We start from the raw sequence: 18,621 nt of genomic DNA on the forward strand, positions 1-18,621 counted from the left end.
CATGGCGAAGTATTACGCTGTAATACCCAAACGCTTACTGTACTAAATTTAGGGTCGCCCTTCGGGGCGGCCCTTTTTGTTGACCGGATTGTGAGTGTAGAAACACGCGCAATTTACAACTTCGCAATGTTCATTGCTGAAAAATGGTCGTAAGCCACGCTCCATGCGTTTGATATTTTTGACCTTTATTACCATGGTGGCGTTTGCCGCGAATTCCGTTCTTAACAAAATCGGGATAACCGATGGTGGGATGGATCCATTGGGGTTCGCCACGGTTCGGCTGTGGTCTGGTGCAACAGTTCTGGCGGTGCTTGTGGCCTTGCGCGGAGCCCCAAAGGAAGAGGTGGGCAGCGTTATCGGAACGGTGTCTTTGCTCGTTTATATGCTGGGGTTCTCTGTCGCCTATGTCACGCTAGATGCGGGCGTTGGGGCGCTGATTTTGTTCGGGGTCGTGCAGATTACGATGTTTGGCGTCGCGGTTTGGGCTGGGGAGGCCGTGCCCGCGGGGCGCTATGCGGGCTGCGCGGTTGCCTTTGGCGGATTGGTCGCGCTGCTTTGGCCGTCGGGGTCGGTTGCACCGGATTTGGGCGGCGCGGTGTTGATGTCCGTGGCGGGTGTCGGCTGGGCCAGCTACACGCTGGTCGGGCGCTCGGCGAAATTCCCGCTTGCAAGGACGAGCCGGAATTTCATTTATGCCGCGTTGATTATGTTGGCGGCTACCGTCGTCGTTGGGGTGCCTGCCGCAAACTTCACGGGAGTGTTGTGTTCCATTTTTGCGGGGGCGGTGACTTCGGCGCTGGGCTATACCTTATGGTACAAAATATTACCGCAGCTCCCGACCTCGATTGCTGCGACCGTGCAACTTAGCGTTCCGGTGATTGCCTTGGCTGGCGGCATGGTGTTTTTGGGCGAAGAGTTGACAGTAAGGTTCGCGGTTGCTTGCGTCTTGGTGTTGAGCGGGATTGCACTGGCGTTACGCAAAGCGGCTTAGTTCAAGCGGGTGAGCATTCCGCCGGGCTGGCGCGCGATCCGGCCTTCAAGCTCTAGAATGGTGAGTTGGGGTGCAAGTGCCCCGGCTTCGACATTGAGGTCCCTGAGCAGTTGATCCTCTGCCACTGGCGAGGGGCCAAGCAGCCCCAGAATTTGCGCATGGGCGGGTCCGTGCGGATGCACGGGGCCTTTGGCTGGCGGTTCGAATGCCAGTTCTGCTTGGGCTTGGGGCTGTGTTTTGAGAGTGCCGACGTTTGCCAAAATGTCCTGCGCAGAGCGCACCAAGGCAGCGCCATCGCGGATCAACATGTTACAGCCAGCGGCGCGCGCATCAAGCGGGTGACCAGGAACCGCCATAACGTCACGGCCTTGGTCTAATGCGTTGCGTGCAGTTATCAGACTGCCGGATTTTGCGGCGGCCTCGACGATCACAACGGCCTGCGACAGGCCAGATATGATGCGATTCCTGCGGGGAAAATCGCGCGCTTGGGGTTGCAGGCCAAGGGGGCGCTCAGACAAGATCAAGCCTTGCTTGGCGATGTCGTCGTGCAATTTGGTGTTCTCGCGCGGATAGATCACATCCAACCCGCCTGCGACGACGGCGATGGTGCCGTGCGGCAGGGCGGCGATATGGGCGGCGGTATCGACCCCGCGTGCCAAGCCAGAGGCGATGGCATACCCCGCGTTGCCCAAATCATTGGCGAGACCATTGGCCATGCGGGTTCCAAGCGAGGAGGCATTGCGCGCGCCGACCATGGCGATGGAGGCGCGATTGGCGAGGGATATGTCCCCCAAAGCCCAAAGCAACGGCGGGGCATCGGGAATATCCATGAGAGCTTGGGGGTAGTCTGGCGTGCCATGTCGCAGAAGGCGGGCGCCAAGACGAGCACCGCGTTCCAATTCTTGATGAACGCTGGCCATAGAGCAAGGGGTGTAGCGTGCAACACCTGCCGCGGAGGCGATACCGGGCAAAGCCTCCAGCGCGGCGGAGGCTGATCCGTGCTCATTTAGAAGCCGGAAAAATGTGGAAACACCAACACGGTAAGACCTGATTAGACGGAGCCAAGAGGCATTATCGCCCTGTAGTCTTGGGGGTGCGAGGGGGGGTGGGGTAGACAGCAGGTCGCTGGCCATTCTTCGCTCCATCTAATCAGTGACCCTACTTTGGAGCGAGGGAGTTAAGGGAAGGTGAATGTTTAGAATGGAATGGATTTTTTCTTGCAAGGCATTGAAATTATTTAATTTAAGTTTGAATATTTTTTGATTCTGTTTTGGCAAGGTGGCGGCAACCTACGTTGAAATAGCGAGGTTTGCGCCGCCAACTGCATTTTTAGATGCACCCTGAGTCGCGAGGATTAAGTCGCGGAACCGCCAACGGTTAGCCCGCCAATTCTTAGCGTCGGCTGACCGACACCCACCGGCACCCATTGTCCAGCCTTGCCGCAGTTCCCCATGCCGGGGTCCAGCGCCATATCGTTGCCGATGGCTTGTATTTGCTTCAACGCGGTGGCCCCGTCGCCAATCAGCGTGGCTCCACTTACGGGCGTGCCGATTTTGCCGTTCTTTACGCGGTAGGCTTCGGTGCAGGAAAACACGAATTTGCCGTTGGTGATATCCACCTGACCGCCACCAAATCCCACGGCGTAAAGCCCGTCTTTCAGATCGGATACGATAGCCTCGGGTTTTGCGTCGCCCCCCAACATATAGGTGTTGGTCATGCGCGGCATCGGGGCGTGCTCATAGCTTTCGCGGCGCCCGTTGCCAGTGGGCTCCACCCCCATAAGGCGGGCGTTTTGGCGGTCTTGCATGTAGCCGACCAACACACCGTCCTCGATCAGGGTGTTCTTGCCCGATGGCGTGCCCTCGTCGTCCACGGTGATAGAGCCACGGCGATCTGGGATTGTGCCGTCGTCCAGCACGGTGACGCCTTTGGCGGCGATTTGCTGCCCCATAAGCCCGGCAAAGGCAGAGGTTTTCTTGCGGTTGAAGTCGCCCTCTAGCCCGTGGCCGATGGCCTCGTGCAGCAAAATGCCGGGCCAGCCGGGGCCAAGAACGACATCCATGACGCCCGCAGGGGCAGGTTCCGCGTCAAGGTTAACCAAGGCGATGCGCAAGGCTTCGCGGATCAAGCCTTGCCAGTGAGATGGCTCCAGCAGCCCATCGAGCATATAGCGCCCGCCGCCGCCAGCGGTGCCATTTTCGCGGCGGCCGTCTTTTTGCGCAATAACCGAGACGTTGATGCGGGTCATTGGGCGAATGTCGGTGACCAAGGTGCCATCGGGGCGCAGAATCACCACCTCTTGGTGCGAGGCAGCGAGACTGGCGGAGACCTGCACCACGCGCGGGTCCAGCGCGCGGGCGAAATCGTCGATTTGGCGCAGGGTATCGACCTTGGTGGTGAAGGCGATGCCCTCCATCGGGTCCATATCGGAGTAGAGTTTGCGGTTGGTGTGTTGCGGGGCAGGGGCAAGCGTGCCGCCGCCTGCGCCCACGGCAAGGCGGGCGGTCTCACTGGCGCGGATCAGGGCGTGCTCGGATATCTCGGTGGCATGGGCATAGCCTGTGGTCTCTCCACGCACGGCGCGCAGGCCGAAGCCTTCCGAGGCATCATAGCTGGCAGTCTTGAGGCGACCATCATCGAAGGAGAAAACCTCGCCGCGTTTGCGTTCAAGATACAGCTCCCCGTCGCACGCTCCATCGGTGGCTGCGCGTAGAATCTCTAGGGCGCGGGTTTGGTCCAGCATGGTCTCAAACGGGCGGAAGGGGGCGACATTAGCGGAGGTCATTGGTGATTCCCTTGATTTAGCGCAAAATAGTGTGCGGCATGGTGGCGCTTTCTTGGCGTCTATGCTTGCTCCTTGCAATGTAATATGGTTTCTCACAAGCCAGACGCAAGCAGGGGCTCGCGTGCCAAAGAGCACGGCCCTGATAAAGACGGGAACAACAGATGAGAATTGCTACACTCCTTGCCGGTATCGGCGCCCTTGTGGCCGCCACTGGCGCGCATGCGCAAGCCACGCCGGACAATCTTGAAATTATCGGCAAGCCGACCGATGGTGGTCTTGGTTTTCAGGCTGCGGCCACAGAATTGGCTCGCGATATGCAATGGCTGGACGGGTTCGTGTTGATTATCATCACGATCATCTGCATTTGCGTTACCGCCTTGATGATGTGGTGTGCCTACCGCTTCAACGCCAAGCGCAACCCGAAGCCTGCAACATTTACCCACCATTCCACTCTTGAGGTGGCTTGGACCCTGCTGCCCGTGATCATTTTGGTCGTGATCGGTGCGTTCTCGGTTCCTGTGCTGTTCAAGCAGCAACGTATTCCCGAGGGCGACATCGTTATCAAGGCAACCGGCTACCAATGGTACTGGGGCTACGAGTACGTGGATCATGATTTTGGCTTTGACAGCTTTATGATCGGGGCCGGTGAAGATCGCATGACGCCTGATGTAGAAGCCGAATTGGTCGAGGCTGGTTACACCAAGAGTGAGTTCCTGCTGGCCACTGACACTGCTGTGGTTGTGCCGGTTAACAAAACCATTGTTATTCAGGTGACGGGTGCTGACGTGATCCACTCTTGGACCATTCCGGCCTTCGGGGTGAAGCAAGATGCGGTTCCGGGTCGTTTGGCAGCTTTGTGGTTCAAAGCCGAGAAAGAGGGCGTTTACTTTGGTCAATGCTCCGAGCTGTGCGGTAAGTCTCACTCCTACATGCCGATCACCGTCAAAGTGGTCAGCCAAGAGGCCTATGAGGCTTGGCTGGAAGGCGCGATTGAAGAATATGCGGGCACTCCGCTGCGCGTTCAAGTCGCTGCTGCTGACTAAATCGGTAGGGCGGGGTTAACCCCGCCTTACATCCCTTTAGAGATGTTCTTTTGGAGATCGAGTGTAACGCCATGAGCGACGCGACACAAAACATTGGCACGGTGACTGGCGAGGGTCAGTTCGGTGACTATTGGGCGCTGCTAAAGCCGCGCGTGATGTCTTTGGTGGTGTTTACTGCGGCCGTTGGTGTGTTTGTGGCTCCGGTTTCTGTGCATCCGTTTGTTGCCATGGTGTCGATTTTGTTTATCGCATTGGGCGGCGGGGCCTCCGGCGCGCTGAACATGTGGTATGATCACGACATCGACACCGTGATGAAGCGTACCGCCAACCGCCCTGTTCCCGCAGGTAGGGTTGCACCGGGCGAGGCTTTGACGCTGGGCTTATGGTTGTCGTTTCTGTCGGTCACTATGCTGGGGCTGGCCTCCAACTGGGTCGCTGCGGGTATCTTGGCCTTCACCATCTTTTTCTACGTTGCTGTTTACACTATGTGGCTAAAGCGCTGGACGCCCCAAAATATCGTCATTGGTGGCGCGGCTGGGGCCTTCCCGCCGATGATAGGCTGGGCCGTGGCTACTGGTAGCATATCGGTCGAGAGCGTGTTGTTGTTCAGCCTCGTGTTCATGTGGACCCCGCCGCACTTCTGGGCGCTGGCGCTGTTTATGAACGATGACTACACCAACGCGGGTGTGCCGATGCTGACTGTGACCCACGGCAAGCGCGAGACCCGTAAGCAAATCCTGATTTATGCCGTGTTGCTGGCCCCGCTGGCGATTGGTGCAGCGTTTACCTCTATCGGGGGGTGGATATACCTGACCGCAGCCCTGTACCTGAACGCCAAATTCGTCTTTGGCGCATGGAAGTTATGGCAACGCGATGATGCGGATGCCGACGCCGATATTTACACGGCCGAGAAGAAATACTTCCGGTTCTCACTCGTATATCTATTTTCCAGCTTCTGCGCACTGTTGGCGCAGGCGATCTGGGTTAAAGCCGGAATGGGAGCTTGGTGATGACGTTCAAAGTTGAACATGAGCTGCACAAACGCCGTTTCGGCCGCAACTTGGGCGTAGGTCTGTTGTTGCTGGGTTTTGTGGCTATCGTCTTCGGGCTGACAGTTGTGAAGGTGAAGCGCACCAATTTTGTCGAGGGCTATGGCCAAACCGCGCCCGTGTCTGCGGGTGATGGGGATGGTAGCTGATGTTTAAGGGGCTTGACCCTCAGCGCCGGACCGTAGCCATTTTGGTGAGTGTCGTCTTCACGATGGGCGCCTTGGCGTTCGCGTCGGTGCCGCTTTATGATCTGTTTTGCCGCGTTACCGGATATGGTGGAACGACCCTTGAGGCCGATGCTGGCTCCGACGTTATCTTGGAGCGTACGATCAACATTCGCTTTGATGGTTCACTGTCGTCGAATATGGATTGGGAGTTCAAGCCGGAGCAACGCCAGATGACCTTGCGCATCGGCGAGACCGGGCTGGCCTTCTATGAGGCCTACAACCCCACCAATCGCCCGATTGCCGGGGCTGCCAGCTATAATGTGTTTCCGTTTACCGCCGGTGGCTTTTTCACCAAAATAGACTGTTTTTGCTTTACCGAGCAGGTTTTGCAGCCGGGAGAACGCCTGATGATGCCGGTGACATTCTTTGTCGATCCGGAAATTGTGAATGACCCTGACGCAAAGTTTGTCGAAGAGATCACATTAAGCTACACTTTTTACGAGATCGACCTGCCAGAGGTGGACGCGCAAGCGGCCTTAACCTCGGAGCAACCCGCCCAGACTACTGAGTATAATTAAAAACAACTATAAGCCCACACGAGGGAGTCCAACCACCATGGCACATGCCAAGAACCACGATTACCACATTCTGCCACCGTCAATTAACCCGTTGCTGGGGGCGTTGTCGGCATTTATAATGCTCGCAGGGGCCGTTGCTTGGATGGCTGGCCCAATCCCTATGCTGCGTGGCTCGTTTGAGCTGGGTGGCCCTTGGCTGTTTGCCATTGGGTTTGCCGCCGTACTCTACACGATGTTCAGTTGGTGGGCCGAAGTTGTGGAAGAAGCCCAGCAAGGCGACCACACCCCTGTGGTGCGCATCGGCTTGCGGTATGGCTTTATCTTCTTCATCACCTCTGAGGTTATGTTCTTTGTCGCATGGTTTTGGTCTTTCTTTAAGCACGCCATGTATCCGATGGGGCCCCTTAGCCCTGCCGTTGACGGCCAATGGCCGCCTGCTGGTATCGAGACCTTTGACCCTTGGCACTTGCCGCTGATCAATACGTTGATCTTGCTATGCTCGGGGGCGGCGGCCACTTGGGCGCACCACGCGTTGGCCCATGAGAATAACCGCAAAGATCTCAAAACGGGCCTGATTGTTGCCATCTTGTTGGGGGCCGTGTTCACTGTGTTCCAAGCCTATGAGTATAGCCATGCAGCGTTTGGTTTTTCCGGCAATATTTACGGCGCGAATTTCTTTATGGCGACAGGGTTCCACGGCTTTCACGTTTTGGTCGGGACCATCTTCCTACTGGTTTGCCTGATCCGTGCGTATAAAGGTCACTTCACTCCAGAGCGTCATGTCGGGTTTGAAGCAGCTGCTTGGTACTGGCACTTTGTGGATGTGGTTTGGCTGTTCTTATTTGCAGCGGTCTACGTTTGGGGCGGCTAATTTCCTGTCCCAGGAAATTTCAAAAAGTTTGAGGCAAACTTTTGGCGCGAGGGGAAATCCTCGCGCTTCTTGCGTGAGGTGACATGACCAAGCGAATGATTTTACCCTTGCTGTTTGGTCTCATTGGATGTGCTATTCTGATGAGCCTTGGGGCATGGCAGGTAAAGCGACTTAGTTGGAAAGAAGCGATGCTATCGCAAATTGATGCTCGCATTGCGGCAGCACCTGTTGTTTTACCTCTCACGTCTGATCCTATTACGGATCGATTTATGCCAGTTCAGGCACAGGGCACATTTGGTGAAGATCGCATTCGAATTTTAGTCAGCCAAAAGCGTATTGGTGCTGGTTACCGTATCATTAGCCCATTCACGACGGGCGGGCGTACAATCATGGTTGACCGCGGCGTGCTGCCAATTGCCGATAAGCTACCCGAGAGTCTGGCGGGCGAGGTTACCCTGACTGGTAATTTGCATTGGCCAGAAGAAATTGACAGCTACACTCCTGAACCTGATGAGGCACGCGGCATTTGGTTTGCCCGCGATGTTGAGCGCATGGCGATCAAGCTTGGTGCCGAGCCAGTGCTCTTGGTTTTGCGTGAAGCCACCCCTCCCACTCGCCAGATCACCCCGTTGCCCGTTAGCCGCACTGGCATCCCTAATGACCACCTTTCTTACGCCATTACATGGTTTTTGCTCGCGATCATCTGGTTTGGGATGACAGCATTTTTGCTTTGGCGTATCAGGCAGCGGAAGATTTAAAGGAATACCCCATGCGCTACATCTCTACTCGCGGTAAAGCACCTGAGCTAACATTCGAGCAAGCCATGCTTACGGGCCTTGCGCGTGACGGCGGGTTGTACCTGCCCGAGACCATTCCGACGCTGGATGCGGATGCTATTCGCGCATTGCGCGGTGCGTCTTATGAAGAGGTAGCGTTCACTGTGATGCGCCCGTTCTTAGGCGATACATTCACCGATACGCAATTCCGTGAGATTATAGCCAAAGCCTATGCGGGGTTTGGCCATGATGCGCGCGCGCCATTGGTGCAGCTGGGCACGAACCATTACTTGCTAGAGCTGTTTCACGGGCCGACATTGGCATTCAAAGATTTCGCCATGCAGCTTATTGGGCAGTTGTTCCAAGCGGCACTGAAGCGCTCGGGCGAGCGGGTGACGATAGTTGGTGCAACGTCGGGTGATACTGGCTCTGCCGCGATCGAGGCCTTTCGGGGGTTAGATGCGGTGGATGTGTTTATTTTATTCCCGCAGGGGCGCGTATCTGATGTGCAGCGCCGCCAGATGACGACGCCGTCTGAGGATAATGTGCATGCGCTGGCGATTGAGGGTGATTTCGACACCTGCCAAGCGGCCGTCAAAGAGATGTTTAATGATTTCGATTTCCGTGATGGCGTGCGCCTTGCGGGGGTAAATTCGATCAACTGGGCGCGGGTTTTGGCGCAGGTGGTATATTATTTCAGCTCTGCTGTGTCGCTGGGCGCGCCGGACCGCGAGATTAGTTTCACTGTGCCAACGGGCAATTTTGGCGATATCTTTGCGGGCTATATTGCCAAGCAAATGGGGCTGCCGATTGGCGAGTTGGTGATTGCCACTAACCAAAACGATATCTTGCACCGGACGTTGCAAACAGGGGCATACACGACCGAGGGCGTGAAGCCCTCGATTAGCCCGTCGATGGATATTCAGGTCTCGTCCAATTTTGAGCGCGCCTTGTTTTATGCCTATGGTCAAGACGGTGCGGCGGTGCGCCAGCAGATGGATGCATTGAAAGGCAGTGGTGAATTTAAGGTCAGCCAAGGGGCCTATGAGGCGCTGAAAGAGACCTATGTGTCGGGCCGTGTATCGGAAGAAGAAACATCGGCGATGATTGCGCAAGCGCAAGCGACGATGGGCGAGTTATTGTGCCCGCATTCCGCAGTGGCGGTAAAAGTTGCGGGCGATCATTTGGGGGCTACTCCGATGGTGACGCTGGCCACGGCGCATCCGGCGAAATTCCCTGCGGCGGTTAAGGCGGCATCGGGTCACCACCCCGATTTGCCGGACCGAATGGGGGATTTGTTCGAGCGCCCAGAGCGCATGACCGAGTTGCCAAATGATATCGAAGCCATCAAAGCGCTTATACGCGATCGGATCAAAACATGAGCGAGCAATTGCACACCCTGTCCAACGGGTTTCGGATCGTGACTGAGAATATGCCGGGTCTGGAAAGTGCCTCGATCGGGATATGGGTTAATGCTGGCGGGCGTCATGAGCGTGTTGAGCAAAACGGCATCGCGCATTTCCTAGAGCATATGGCATTTAAGGGCACGAAACGGCGCAGTGCGTTGCAAATTGCCGAGGCGATTGAAGATGTGGGCGGCTATATCAACGCCTATACCTCGCGCGAAGTGACGGCCTATTACGCGCGTGTGCTGAAGGGCGATGTGGCGCTGGCGATGGATGTAATCGGGGATATTTTGCGCAATCCGGTGTTTGATCCAAGCGAGATCGAGACCGAGCGTGGTGTGATTTTGCAAGAGATCGGCATGTCGCTGGATACGCCTGATGATGTGGTGTTTGATTGGCTGCAAGAAGCGGCCTACCCGAACCAGCCAATTGGGCGGACGATCTTGGGACCAGCAGAGCGTGTGCGTGCGTTTTCGCGCGAGGATTTATCTGGGTTTGTGGCGCAGCATTACGGCCCGCAAAACCTGATTTTATCAGCGGCAGGGGCGGTGGATCACGACATGATCGTGCGCATGGCTGAGGATATGTTTGGCGATATGGCGGCGCGCCCAGTGGGCGATGCGCAGGTGGCGAAGTTCCTATCCGGGGAGCGGCGCGAAGTGAAAACGCTAGAGCAGGCGCATTTCACATTGGCGCTGGAAGCACCGGGATATCGTGACGATGATTTCTACACTGCGCAGGTTTTTGCCTCGGCATTTGGGGGCGGGATGTCGTCGAGATTGTTCCAAGAAGTGCGCGAGAAACGTGGGCTATGCTATTCTATTTTCAGCTCGATCGGGTCGCATTCCGACACGGGAATGATGACGATTTATGCAGGCACATCGGGTGATGATATCGCTGAATTGGCCGATATCACAGTGGACGAGTTGAAGCGCGCGGCGGGGGATTTATCGCAAGCGGAAGTAACGCGGGCACGCACGCAAATGAAGGCCGGATTGTTGATGGGATTAGAGAGCCCCTCATCGCGCGCCGAGCGGTTGGCGCGGGTGGTTGGAATTTGGGGTCGAGTGCCGCCTTTGTCGGAGACCGTGACTAAGATTGATGCGGTGGGTGTCGCGCAAGTGCGTGGTTTTGCTGAGAAATTATCAGGCGAACAGGCGGCTATGGCGCTATATGGGCCGGTTGAGAAAGCGCGTAATTTGGATGAAATTACACGCAGATTGGCCGCCTAAATGTTGAGACGTAAGCACAAGGTCAACATCCAAACGGAACGTATGATTTTGCGCTTGCCTATGCATGGTGATTACCGCGAATGGGCGTCGTTGCGCAGTGCCTCGAGTGATTTTTTAACCCCGTGGGAGCCTAATTGGGCCGACGATCATTTGACGCGGAAAAGCTTTACCAGCCGGGTCTATTGGGCACAAAGATCAGTTAATAATGGCAATGCGGTTCCGGTGTTCATGCAGCGGCGCGAAGATGGGGCGCTGCTGGGGGCTATAACGTTGGATAATATTCGCCGTGGTCCGGCCCAATCGGGGACGTTTGGGTATTGGATCGGTCAAAATTATGCGCGGCATGGCTATATGCGCGAGGCGATTTTGGCGCTGGTACATTACGCGTTTACCACGCTTGATCTTAGTCGCATTGAGGCGGCTTGCTTGCCTGAAAACGCGGCCTCGCGTGGGGTGTTGGAAAAATCCGGTTTCAAATATGAAGGTGTAGCGCAAAGCTATCTGCAAATTGATGGGCGTTGGCGCAACCATGTTTTGTTTTCCAACCTGCGCGGGGATCGACGCGGAAAAACGGATGTTGGTTGATTTAGGGGGCTGAGGCTCTTTGAGTATTTTTGGCAAAAAGAAACTGGTTTGAATGCGTTATCAGGCTGTGTTGCGATGAGGATTGAAATGCTGAATCCAGTGACGGATATTTTGCGTGATGAATTGCGTGCGGTGCTGCCTGAGGCGGCATTTCGCGAGCTGAGTGACGCCTATTTGCGCGAGCCGCGTGGGCGTTATGTTGGGCAAGGCGGGTTGCTGGTGGCCCCTGATTGCGTTGAGGATGTTGCCGCCGTTGTGCGTGTGTGTGCGCAAGCTGGGGTGGGGATTGTTCCCTATGGCGGCGGCACTGGATTGGTTGGCGGACAGGTTATGGAGCGTGGCCCGGAGCCGGTGATTTTATCGCTGGAGCGGATGGTTGCGATCCGTGATGTTTGGCCCAGTGAGAATGTGTTGGTGGCGGAAGCGGGTGCCATTTTGGCCTCGGTGCAGGCCGCGGCGGAGGGCGTGGGGCGGGTGTTTCCGTTATCGCTGGCGTCAGAGGGATCGGCGCGCATTGGGGGCAATCTGTCGACCAATGCGGGGGGCGTGAATGTGCTGCGCTATGGTAATGCGCGCGATTTGTGTCTGGGGCTGGAGGCGGTATTGCCGGATGGCTCGGTCTGGCACGGGTTATCGCGCTTGAAGAAGGACAATACCGGCTATGATTTGCGCCATCTGCTGATTGGGGCGGAGGGGACGTTGGGCATTATCACGGCGGCCTCGTTGAAGTTATTCCCTAAACCTGTGGGCGAGGGGACGGCGTTGTTAGTGGTGCGAGATCCGCGCGCGGCGTTGGATTTACTGGCGTTAGCGGGTGAGATGTTGGGCGAACAGGTGTCTGCGTTTGAGTTGATAAACCGCATGGGGTTGGATTTCTTGGCGGAAGTCGGGCCAAATATTCGCGTGCCATTTGCGGAGGTGCCGGAGTGGATGGTGCTGGTTGATGTGGGGTGTGTTGCGGGAGTGGAGCCTTGTGGTGCGCTGGAGCAGTTGTTTGTGGCGGCGCATGAGCGTGGGTTGGTTTTTGATGGGGTGATTGCGCAATCTGGCGCACAGCGAGAGGCGTTTTGGGCCATTCGTGAGAATATCCCCGAGGCGAATAAGCGGATTGGGTCGATCTCGTCGCATGACATATCGGTGCCGGTGGGGCGAATTGCTGAGTTTATTCAACGCGGCGGCGTGGCGCTTGCAAAGCTTGGTGAGTTTCGGATCAACTGTTTTGGTCATATGGGCGATGGCAATTTGCATTATAACGTGTTCCCGCTTAAGGGGGGCGCGCGTGCGGATTATGACGACCAGCGCAGTGACGTTCGCACGGTTGTGCATGATTTGGTGGCTGAGATGGATGGATCGTTCTCAGCTGAGCATGGGGTTGGGCGCATGAAGGTGGGCGATCTTGAGCGCTATGGCGATCCGGCAAAATTGGCAGCGATGCGTGCGATTAAAGCGGCGTTGGACCCTAAGGGGATTATGAACCCCGGTGCGGTGATTTCTAGCTGAAAAGATGGGGGCGGCGGCCCCTATGCCCGTTTTAGTTGAAAGAATGGGGGCGCTGCCCCCACGCCCCCGGGATATTTATGGAACAATGATGGGCAGGGAGCGATTGGTGGGGAGGCGTTTAGTCGCCCTCGAATTGGCAAAGGGCGTGCACTGACTGGCCCATGGCTTCTAGTTTGGCGCGCCCGCCTAGGTCGGGCAGGTCGATGATGAAGCCGCAGCCGATGACTTCTGCGCCAAGTTTTTCGATGAGTTTTATGCCTGCCTCGGCCGTGCCGCCTGTGGCTAAAAGATCGTCAATGAGCAGTATTTTTTCGCCTGCTTGAAGGCTGTCCTCATGTAGCTCCATCGTGGCCTCGCCATATTCAAGCTGATAACTTTGCTCGATGGTTTTGCCGGGCAGTTTGCCCTTTTTGCGGATGGGCACGAAGCCAACCGAGAGTTGGTGCGCAATGGCGCCGCCAAGGATGAAGCCGCGTGCCTCTAGGCCTGCAACTTTGTCGAAACGCTGGCCAGCATAGGGGTGCAAGAGTTGGTCGATGGCCATGCGAAAGCCGCGTGGGTCGAGAAAAAGCGTTGTGACATCGCGGAACATGATGCCGGGTTTTGGGAAGTCGGGGATGGTGCGGATGTAGTCTTTGACCTGACGGGTGTTGGGCATGGAAAGCTCCGAGGTATTTTGTTGCGAAGGGAAGATGCGGGCTAAAGGACGCGACCAGCTATGGCGTCTAACTTGGCGGTGATGTCTTTACCGCGGGCATCAGGAGCGGTGAGGATTGCGTATTCCAGCGCGCGGTCGCAGCCATGCGGGCAGGGCGCGCGGGTTTGGCTCAGTAGTGCGGGCAGCTTGGCCACCATGTCGCGCGCTTTGCCTGCGTTGCCTGTTAATGTGGCGATGATTTGGGTTATGTCGACTTCGCCATGATCAGGGTGCCAGCTGTCATAATCGGTGATCATTGCAACCGAGGCGTAGCAAATCTCTGCCTCTCGGGCGAGCTTTGCCTCGGGCATATTGGTCATGCCGATGACGTCCGCCCCCCAAGCCTCGCGGTACATCTTGGATTCGGCCACGGTAGAGAATTGCGGGCCTTCCATTGCCAGATATGTGCCGCCGTTATGGGTCTTGATGCCTGAGGCATTGGCGGCCTTTAAACACGCGGCGCTAAGGCGCGGGCAGGTCGGGTGTGCGACCGAGACATGGGCGACGCAGCCTGCCCCAAAGAAGGATTTCTCGCGTGCAAAAGTGCGGTCAATGAACTGATCTACAATGACAAAATCACCCGGAGCCATGTTTTCCCGGAACGACCCACAGGCGGATACGGAGATCACGTCCGTGACACCGATACGTTTCAATGCGTCGATATTGGCGCGGTAGGGCACAGTGGAGGGGGAGTGCACATGCCCGCGGCCGTGGCGGGGCAGAAAGGCCATTTTGACGCCGTTGAGCGTGCCGGTCAGAATTGCATCAGACGGTGTGCCCCATGGCGATGCTACGTCTTGCCATGTGGCGCCTTCTAGCCCGTCTATCTCATATAAGCCGGAGCCGCCGATCACACCGATCATCGTGTCTGCCATGGTCATTCCTTTGTCGTAGTTTTGTCTGTTTGGGGCATATTGGCGCAAGCTTAACCGGATGGAAATGCACCGTGCGCTAGTTGTGTCGCGTAAAGTAGTAAGTATTTCGTGCAATCTCAGACTGTGTGCGCTAACAGGCCGCAACTCAATGACATATATGACCTGAACAAGAGGCAGCAGCGTGAGCAACTCCCTGATGGCGGCCCTCGCCAAAAATCCGATCTTAAATGAGCTGAGCCTTGCGCCCAGTGGCCCAATGGGAGCTGCGCGCTGGCGCATTGAAATACTGTCGGGCTTGACCGTGGCTTTGGCTTTGGTACCGGAAGCCATCGCGTTTGCTTTTGTGGCAGGGGTGCACCCGCTGGTCGGGCTTTATGCGGCCTTTATCGTTGGTTTGATTACGGCGTGTATTGGTGGGCGACCGGGGATGATTTCGGGCGCCACGGGTGCATTGGCGGTGGTGATGGTGGCCTTGGTAGCCGATCACGGTGTTGAGTACCTGTTTGCCACGGTTATTTTGATGGGTGTGTTACAAATTGGTGCTGGGGTTTTCAAACTTGGTAAGTTTATCCGGCTTGTTCCGCATCCGGTTATGCTGGGCTTTGTAAATGGGCTGGCAATCGTTATTTTCTTGGCGCAGTTGAGCCAATTTCAGGTGCCGGGTACTGCCGAGAGTGCGGGCCATGGTATGGCTAATGGCAGTTGGATGACCGGAACGCCGCTGGCCATTATGCTGGGCCTGACAGTGCTAACCATGGCAATTATTTGGGTTACGCCAAAGGTAACTTCACTGGTTCCTGCCCCTTTGGCGGGTATTGGGATCGTGGCGGCGATTGTTGTGGGCTTTGGTATTGATGTGCCGCGCGTTGGCGATTTGGCACCCATTTCGGGGAGCCTGCCGCCGTTTCATATTCCGTTCAGTTTTGGCGGCGACGGCGAAGGGCTTTACGGTGGGCTACTGGCCCCAATGAACCTGGAGACGCTTTGGATTATTGCGCCTTATGCTTTGATCCTGGCAGCGATTGGCCTGATCGAGAGTCTTTTGACGCTGAACCTGGTGGGCGAAATCGTGCATAAGCGCGGTGGTGCATCGCAAGAATGTGTGGCGCAAGGCATTGCCAATGTGGTCACGGGCTTCTTTGGCGGCATGGGCGGCTGTGCGATGATCGGGCAATCCATGATTAACGTAAAATCAGGTGGTCGCACCCGTGTGGCGGGTATTGCGGCGGCGCTGTTTTTGCTGGCCTTTATCTTGGTGGCCTCGCCGCTGATCGAGCAGATCCCGCTGGCAGCACTTGTGGGTGTGATGTTCATGGTGGTGATTGGGACGTTCGCGTGGAACTCGCTCAATATCATGCGCCGGGTGCCGCGTCTGGATGCGTTTGTGATCGTGCTCGTGACGATCACGACAGTGATGTATGACTTGGCGATTGCGGTTGTGGTTGGCGTGATTGTATCGGCGTTGGCCTATGCGTGGCAAAACGCCAAACGCATCCATGCCGAGACACATATGACACCAGAAGGCGTTAAGGTTTATGAGGTTGAAGGCCCGTTGTTCTTTGGTTCGGCTGAGGGGTTCTCGGAGTTGTTTACCCCTAAAGATGACCCATCCGTGGTTGTCATCGATTTTGCGCGTAGTCGTGTGGCAGATCAGTCTGCGTTGCAAGCGATTGAGGCCGTCGCAGGCAAGTATGAGGATGAAGGCAAGACCGTGCAACTGCGCCACCTGAGCCGTGATTGCCACGAATTGTTGACCAATGCAGGCCAATTGATGGTCGATAGCGACGATGATCCTGAATATGAGATTGTCACAAATTACTCGGTAAAAACCGGCGTGATGGCGGGCGGGCACTAAGTATTTAGCCGTGGCTTGACCTCATGGAGCGCGCTACGCGCGCGCTTCATTTTTTATTGTGTGTGGCCAGCCGTGACTGATTAATCACCTGGCCGCGTCAGGCTGAGGACGTCTTTGACATAGGTGTAATCCTTGTATCCTAGCCGCGCCAAAGGCTGGAATGTGGTCACGTCAAAAATGCCATCAACTATGCAGTCGTCGCGCAGGTGGATACCGGTGACCTCGCCGAAAACTGCGAAGTTGGCCTCTCCGGGGAGTTGTACAATCTGGGTCAGTTTGCATTCCAGATTGGCCGGTGCGTTACGCACGCGGGAGCAAGCTATGGTGTCGCATTTCACGCGCTCGATACTGGCTTGGTCGAACTCATCAACCCTTTTGTCGTAAGGCCCAGAGGTCGCGTTCATTGCATCACGCGCGGCGTATTCCACTACATTGACACAAAACACCCCGGTTTCGCGGATGTTGGAGACGCTATCTTTGGTCCCGTCGCGGTCCGGTTTGGCGGAGGTGGATGCGAACATCACCTGCGGCGGGACATAGGCCACTGCGTTGAAAAACGAGTAGGGGGCTAGGTTCTCGGAGCCGTCCGTGCCGCGCGTGGAGATCCAGCCGATAGGGCGGGGTGAAATGATGGCGTTAAACGGGTTGTGCGGCAGGCCGTGGCCATCTTCGGGGCGGTAAAACATCTGGCGTCTCCTTCTTGGTTGCCCAAGAGGTAGCGACATGTAGAGTGCTCGGAAAGCGAAAAGTCGGGCGTAGAATTTTGGAACTGAGGGTTGAGACAGCACAAGATTGGTGGGCGGTAGAGGCGCTCTATGATCTGTCCTTTGCACCGGGGCGGACGGCATTATCGTCCTATCGGCTACGCGATGGCGTGGACCCTGTGGCGGAGTTGTCATTGGTTGCCAGTGACGAGACGGGCATAATTGGCGGTGCGATCCGGTACTGGCCGGTGTCTGTTGGGGATGAGAGAGCGTTGTTGTTAGGTCCTGTGGCAGTGCACCCGACACGGCAAGGCGAGGGGCTGGGCGGGGCATTGATCCGGGACAGTCTGGCACGGGCAAAAGCGCTTGGCTGGGTGCGGGTATTGTTAATTGGTGACGCACCATATTATGGAAAGTTTGGGTTTCAAAAACTGGACGGGGTGAGAATGCCACCGCCAACGAACCCTGATCGTGTGCTGGGATATGGGGATTGGATTGGGGTGCGTGGCGAAGTCACGGCCTTGAAAATGCAACGTGAGTGAGCATTTAGTTTACTATGAAGCAATCAATTTTACCCGCTGTTACGCCTGCTGAGCCATCACTAGCGGTGCAGATCAAAGACCTTGCTGCGCGGTATCGCGGGGCGCGTGGGGTCGGGATGAAGGTTCTGGGTGTGCTTGGCGCTCAGGCCGACGGGCTGTTTGACAAATTGCCGACTTCGGCCCGCGATGGGCTGGATGCCGCGACGCTCAAGGCGTTGGAATTGAGCTTTGAGGCGGCGGTAAAAAGCCGGGAAAGAGTGCCTGATACGGGCCAGTGGTTGACCCGCGCGGTGACCATGGGAACAGGGGCTGCAGGCGGGTTTGGCGGGCTGCCTTCGGCCTTGGCGGAACTGCCAGTGACCACCACAGTTATATTGCGCGCCATTCAAGGCATCGCGGTCGAGCATGGGTTCGACCCGTCTGACCCCGACACGCGGGCGGAGTGTTTACAGGTGTTTTCTTCTGCCGGGCCATTGGCCGAGGATGACAGCACCGACCTGAGTTTCTTGACGCTGCGGGTCAGTGTCACGGGCGCATCCATGCAGGCATTGCTCAAACAGGTGGCCCCTAAATTGGCGCTGGTTCTGGGCCAGAAATTGGCAGCGCAGGCGGTGCCAGTGCTGGGGGCCGTGACAGGGGCCGCGATTAATTACAGCTTCACCAGCTACTACCAAGAGATGGCGCATGTCAGCTTTGGGCTGCGTAAGCTTGCGCAAGACACGGGCTCGGATCGCTCGGCCTTGATCGAGGCGTTTCGCAACGAAATCGAGAGTGGCTTACCTAGACGTTAACTTATTTTTAAGTATTGCGCGCTTAACTGAGGGAGCCAGAGGCAAGCAATGACTCAAGTTGTTGCTTATGGCACGAGTCAGTAACGAGTTAATCTTCTGGCGGGTCTTCCCTCCTGCCGATTTAGCCCACCTTCAGGTCATTCTGAGGGTGGGTCTAATCGTTTTCAGCCCAGG

Annotated in this window: 19 protein-coding genes; 14 read left to right on the top strand and 5 right to left on the bottom strand. The window is 56.5% G+C overall.

Features of this window, described 5'->3' with window-relative positions:
* The first annotated feature begins 163 nt into the window (after nt 1-163).
* On the top strand, nt 164-991 hold the full coding sequence (locus AC3Y7R_RS12350; RefSeq protein WP_490042352.1) for a DMT family transporter: 828 nt from the start codon (nt 164-166) through the stop codon (nt 989-991).
* On the opposite strand, the gene dprA is transcribed toward AC3Y7R_RS12350, so the two are convergent.
* Both dprA and tldD read right to left on the bottom strand, forming a co-directional pair.
* Nucleotides 988-2,124, bottom strand: a complete 1,137-nt coding sequence (gene dprA / locus AC3Y7R_RS12355; protein WP_490042353.1) for a DNA-processing protein DprA — start codon at nt 2,122-2,124, stop codon at nt 988-990. The genes AC3Y7R_RS12350 and dprA overlap by 4 nt on opposite strands.
* A 221-nt stretch (nt 2,125-2,345) precedes the next feature.
* Entirely contained in the window at nt 2,346-3,776 is a 1,431-nt protein-coding gene (tldD, locus tag AC3Y7R_RS12360) for a metalloprotease TldD (RefSeq protein ID WP_490042354.1), read from the bottom strand.
* A 161-nt stretch (nt 3,777-3,937) separates the two neighbouring features.
* Between tldD and coxB the strand changes: the two genes are divergently transcribed.
* From coxB to AC3Y7R_RS12410, 10 genes are all read left to right on the top strand, one after another.
* A complete protein-coding gene (gene coxB / locus AC3Y7R_RS12365) occupies nt 3,938-4,819 on the top strand; it encodes a cytochrome c oxidase subunit II (protein ID WP_490042355.1) in 882 nt (293 codons plus the stop codon).
* Between the two features lie 71 nt (nt 4,820-4,890).
* The gene (gene cyoE / locus AC3Y7R_RS12370; protein ID WP_490042356.1) at nt 4,891-5,829 is read left to right on the top strand and encodes a heme o synthase; all 939 of its coding nucleotides are present in this window, start codon (nt 4,891-4,893) and stop codon (nt 5,827-5,829) included.
* Nucleotides 5,829-6,017, top strand: coding sequence for a hypothetical protein (locus tag AC3Y7R_RS12375; RefSeq protein WP_490042357.1), 189 nt, complete (start codon nt 5,829-5,831; stop codon nt 6,015-6,017). Before cyoE ends, AC3Y7R_RS12375 begins: the two co-directional genes overlap by 1 nt.
* Nucleotides 6,017-6,613, top strand: a complete 597-nt coding sequence (locus AC3Y7R_RS12380; RefSeq protein ID WP_490042358.1) for a cytochrome c oxidase assembly protein — start codon at nt 6,017-6,019, stop codon at nt 6,611-6,613. Before AC3Y7R_RS12375 ends, AC3Y7R_RS12380 begins: the two co-directional genes overlap by 1 nt.
* Before the next feature lie 37 nt (nt 6,614-6,650).
* Nucleotides 6,651-7,484, top strand: coding sequence for a cytochrome c oxidase subunit 3 (locus AC3Y7R_RS12385; RefSeq protein WP_490042359.1), 834 nt, complete (start codon nt 6,651-6,653; stop codon nt 7,482-7,484).
* 83 nt (nt 7,485-7,567) lie between these two features.
* Nucleotides 7,568-8,242 carry an SURF1 family protein gene (locus AC3Y7R_RS12390; protein ID WP_490042360.1) on the top strand — a complete coding sequence of 225 codons (675 nt, stop codon included), beginning with the start codon at nt 7,568-7,570 and terminating at the stop codon, nt 8,240-8,242.
* Nucleotides 8,243-8,253: 11 nt separating this feature from the next.
* Nucleotides 8,254-9,642, top strand: a complete 1,389-nt coding sequence (gene thrC / locus AC3Y7R_RS12395) for a threonine synthase (protein ID WP_490042809.1) — start codon at nt 8,254-8,256, stop codon at nt 9,640-9,642.
* Nucleotides 9,639-10,898 carry a M16 family metallopeptidase gene (locus tag AC3Y7R_RS12400; RefSeq protein WP_490042361.1) on the top strand — a complete coding sequence of 420 codons (1,260 nt, stop codon included), beginning with the start codon at nt 9,639-9,641 and terminating at the stop codon, nt 10,896-10,898. Before thrC ends, AC3Y7R_RS12400 begins: the two co-directional genes overlap by 4 nt.
* Nucleotides 10,899-11,483 carry a GNAT family N-acetyltransferase gene (locus AC3Y7R_RS12405; protein WP_490042362.1) on the top strand — a complete coding sequence of 195 codons (585 nt, stop codon included), beginning with the start codon at nt 10,899-10,901 and terminating at the stop codon, nt 11,481-11,483. It abuts the gene before it with no gap.
* Nucleotides 11,484-11,558: 75 nt separating this feature from the next.
* Complete coding sequence (locus AC3Y7R_RS12410; protein ID WP_490042363.1) at nt 11,559-12,983, top strand: FAD-binding oxidoreductase; 1,425 nt, start codon at nt 11,559-11,561, stop codon at nt 12,981-12,983.
* 118 nt (nt 12,984-13,101) lie between these two features.
* Here the strand turns inward: AC3Y7R_RS12410 and AC3Y7R_RS12415 are convergent, their stop codons facing one another.
* Together AC3Y7R_RS12415 and AC3Y7R_RS12420 are read right to left on the bottom strand one after the other, a co-directional pair.
* On the bottom strand, nt 13,102-13,641 hold the full coding sequence (locus AC3Y7R_RS12415; RefSeq protein ID WP_490042364.1) for an adenine phosphoribosyltransferase: 540 nt from the start codon (nt 13,639-13,641) through the stop codon (nt 13,102-13,104).
* Nucleotides 13,642-13,682: 41 nt separating this feature from the next.
* A complete protein-coding gene (locus tag AC3Y7R_RS12420) occupies nt 13,683-14,555 on the bottom strand; it encodes an S-methyl-5'-thioadenosine phosphorylase (protein ID WP_490042365.1) in 873 nt (290 codons plus the stop codon).
* 256 nt (nt 14,556-14,811) lie between these two features.
* Between AC3Y7R_RS12420 and AC3Y7R_RS12425 the strand changes: the two genes are divergently transcribed.
* A complete protein-coding gene (locus AC3Y7R_RS12425; protein ID WP_490042810.1) occupies nt 14,812-16,410 on the top strand; it encodes a SulP family inorganic anion transporter in 1,599 nt (532 codons plus the stop codon).
* Nucleotides 16,411-16,490: 80 nt separating this feature from the next.
* On the opposite strand, the gene AC3Y7R_RS12430 is transcribed toward AC3Y7R_RS12425, so the two are convergent.
* Complete coding sequence (locus tag AC3Y7R_RS12430; protein ID WP_490042366.1) at nt 16,491-17,096, bottom strand: flavin reductase family protein; 606 nt, start codon at nt 17,094-17,096, stop codon at nt 16,491-16,493.
* Between the two features lie 74 nt (nt 17,097-17,170).
* On the opposite strand from AC3Y7R_RS12430, the gene AC3Y7R_RS12435 reads away from it, so the two are divergent.
* Complete coding sequence (locus tag AC3Y7R_RS12435) at nt 17,171-17,656, top strand: GNAT family N-acetyltransferase (protein ID WP_490042811.1); 486 nt, start codon at nt 17,171-17,173, stop codon at nt 17,654-17,656.
* A gap of 14 nt (nt 17,657-17,670) precedes the next feature.
* Complete coding sequence (locus tag AC3Y7R_RS12440; protein ID WP_490042367.1) at nt 17,671-18,447, top strand: EcsC family protein; 777 nt, start codon at nt 17,671-17,673, stop codon at nt 18,445-18,447.
* Nucleotides 18,448-18,621 lie beyond the last annotated feature (174 nt).

The sequence above is a fragment of the Litoreibacter sp. genome, assembly GCF_058136045.1.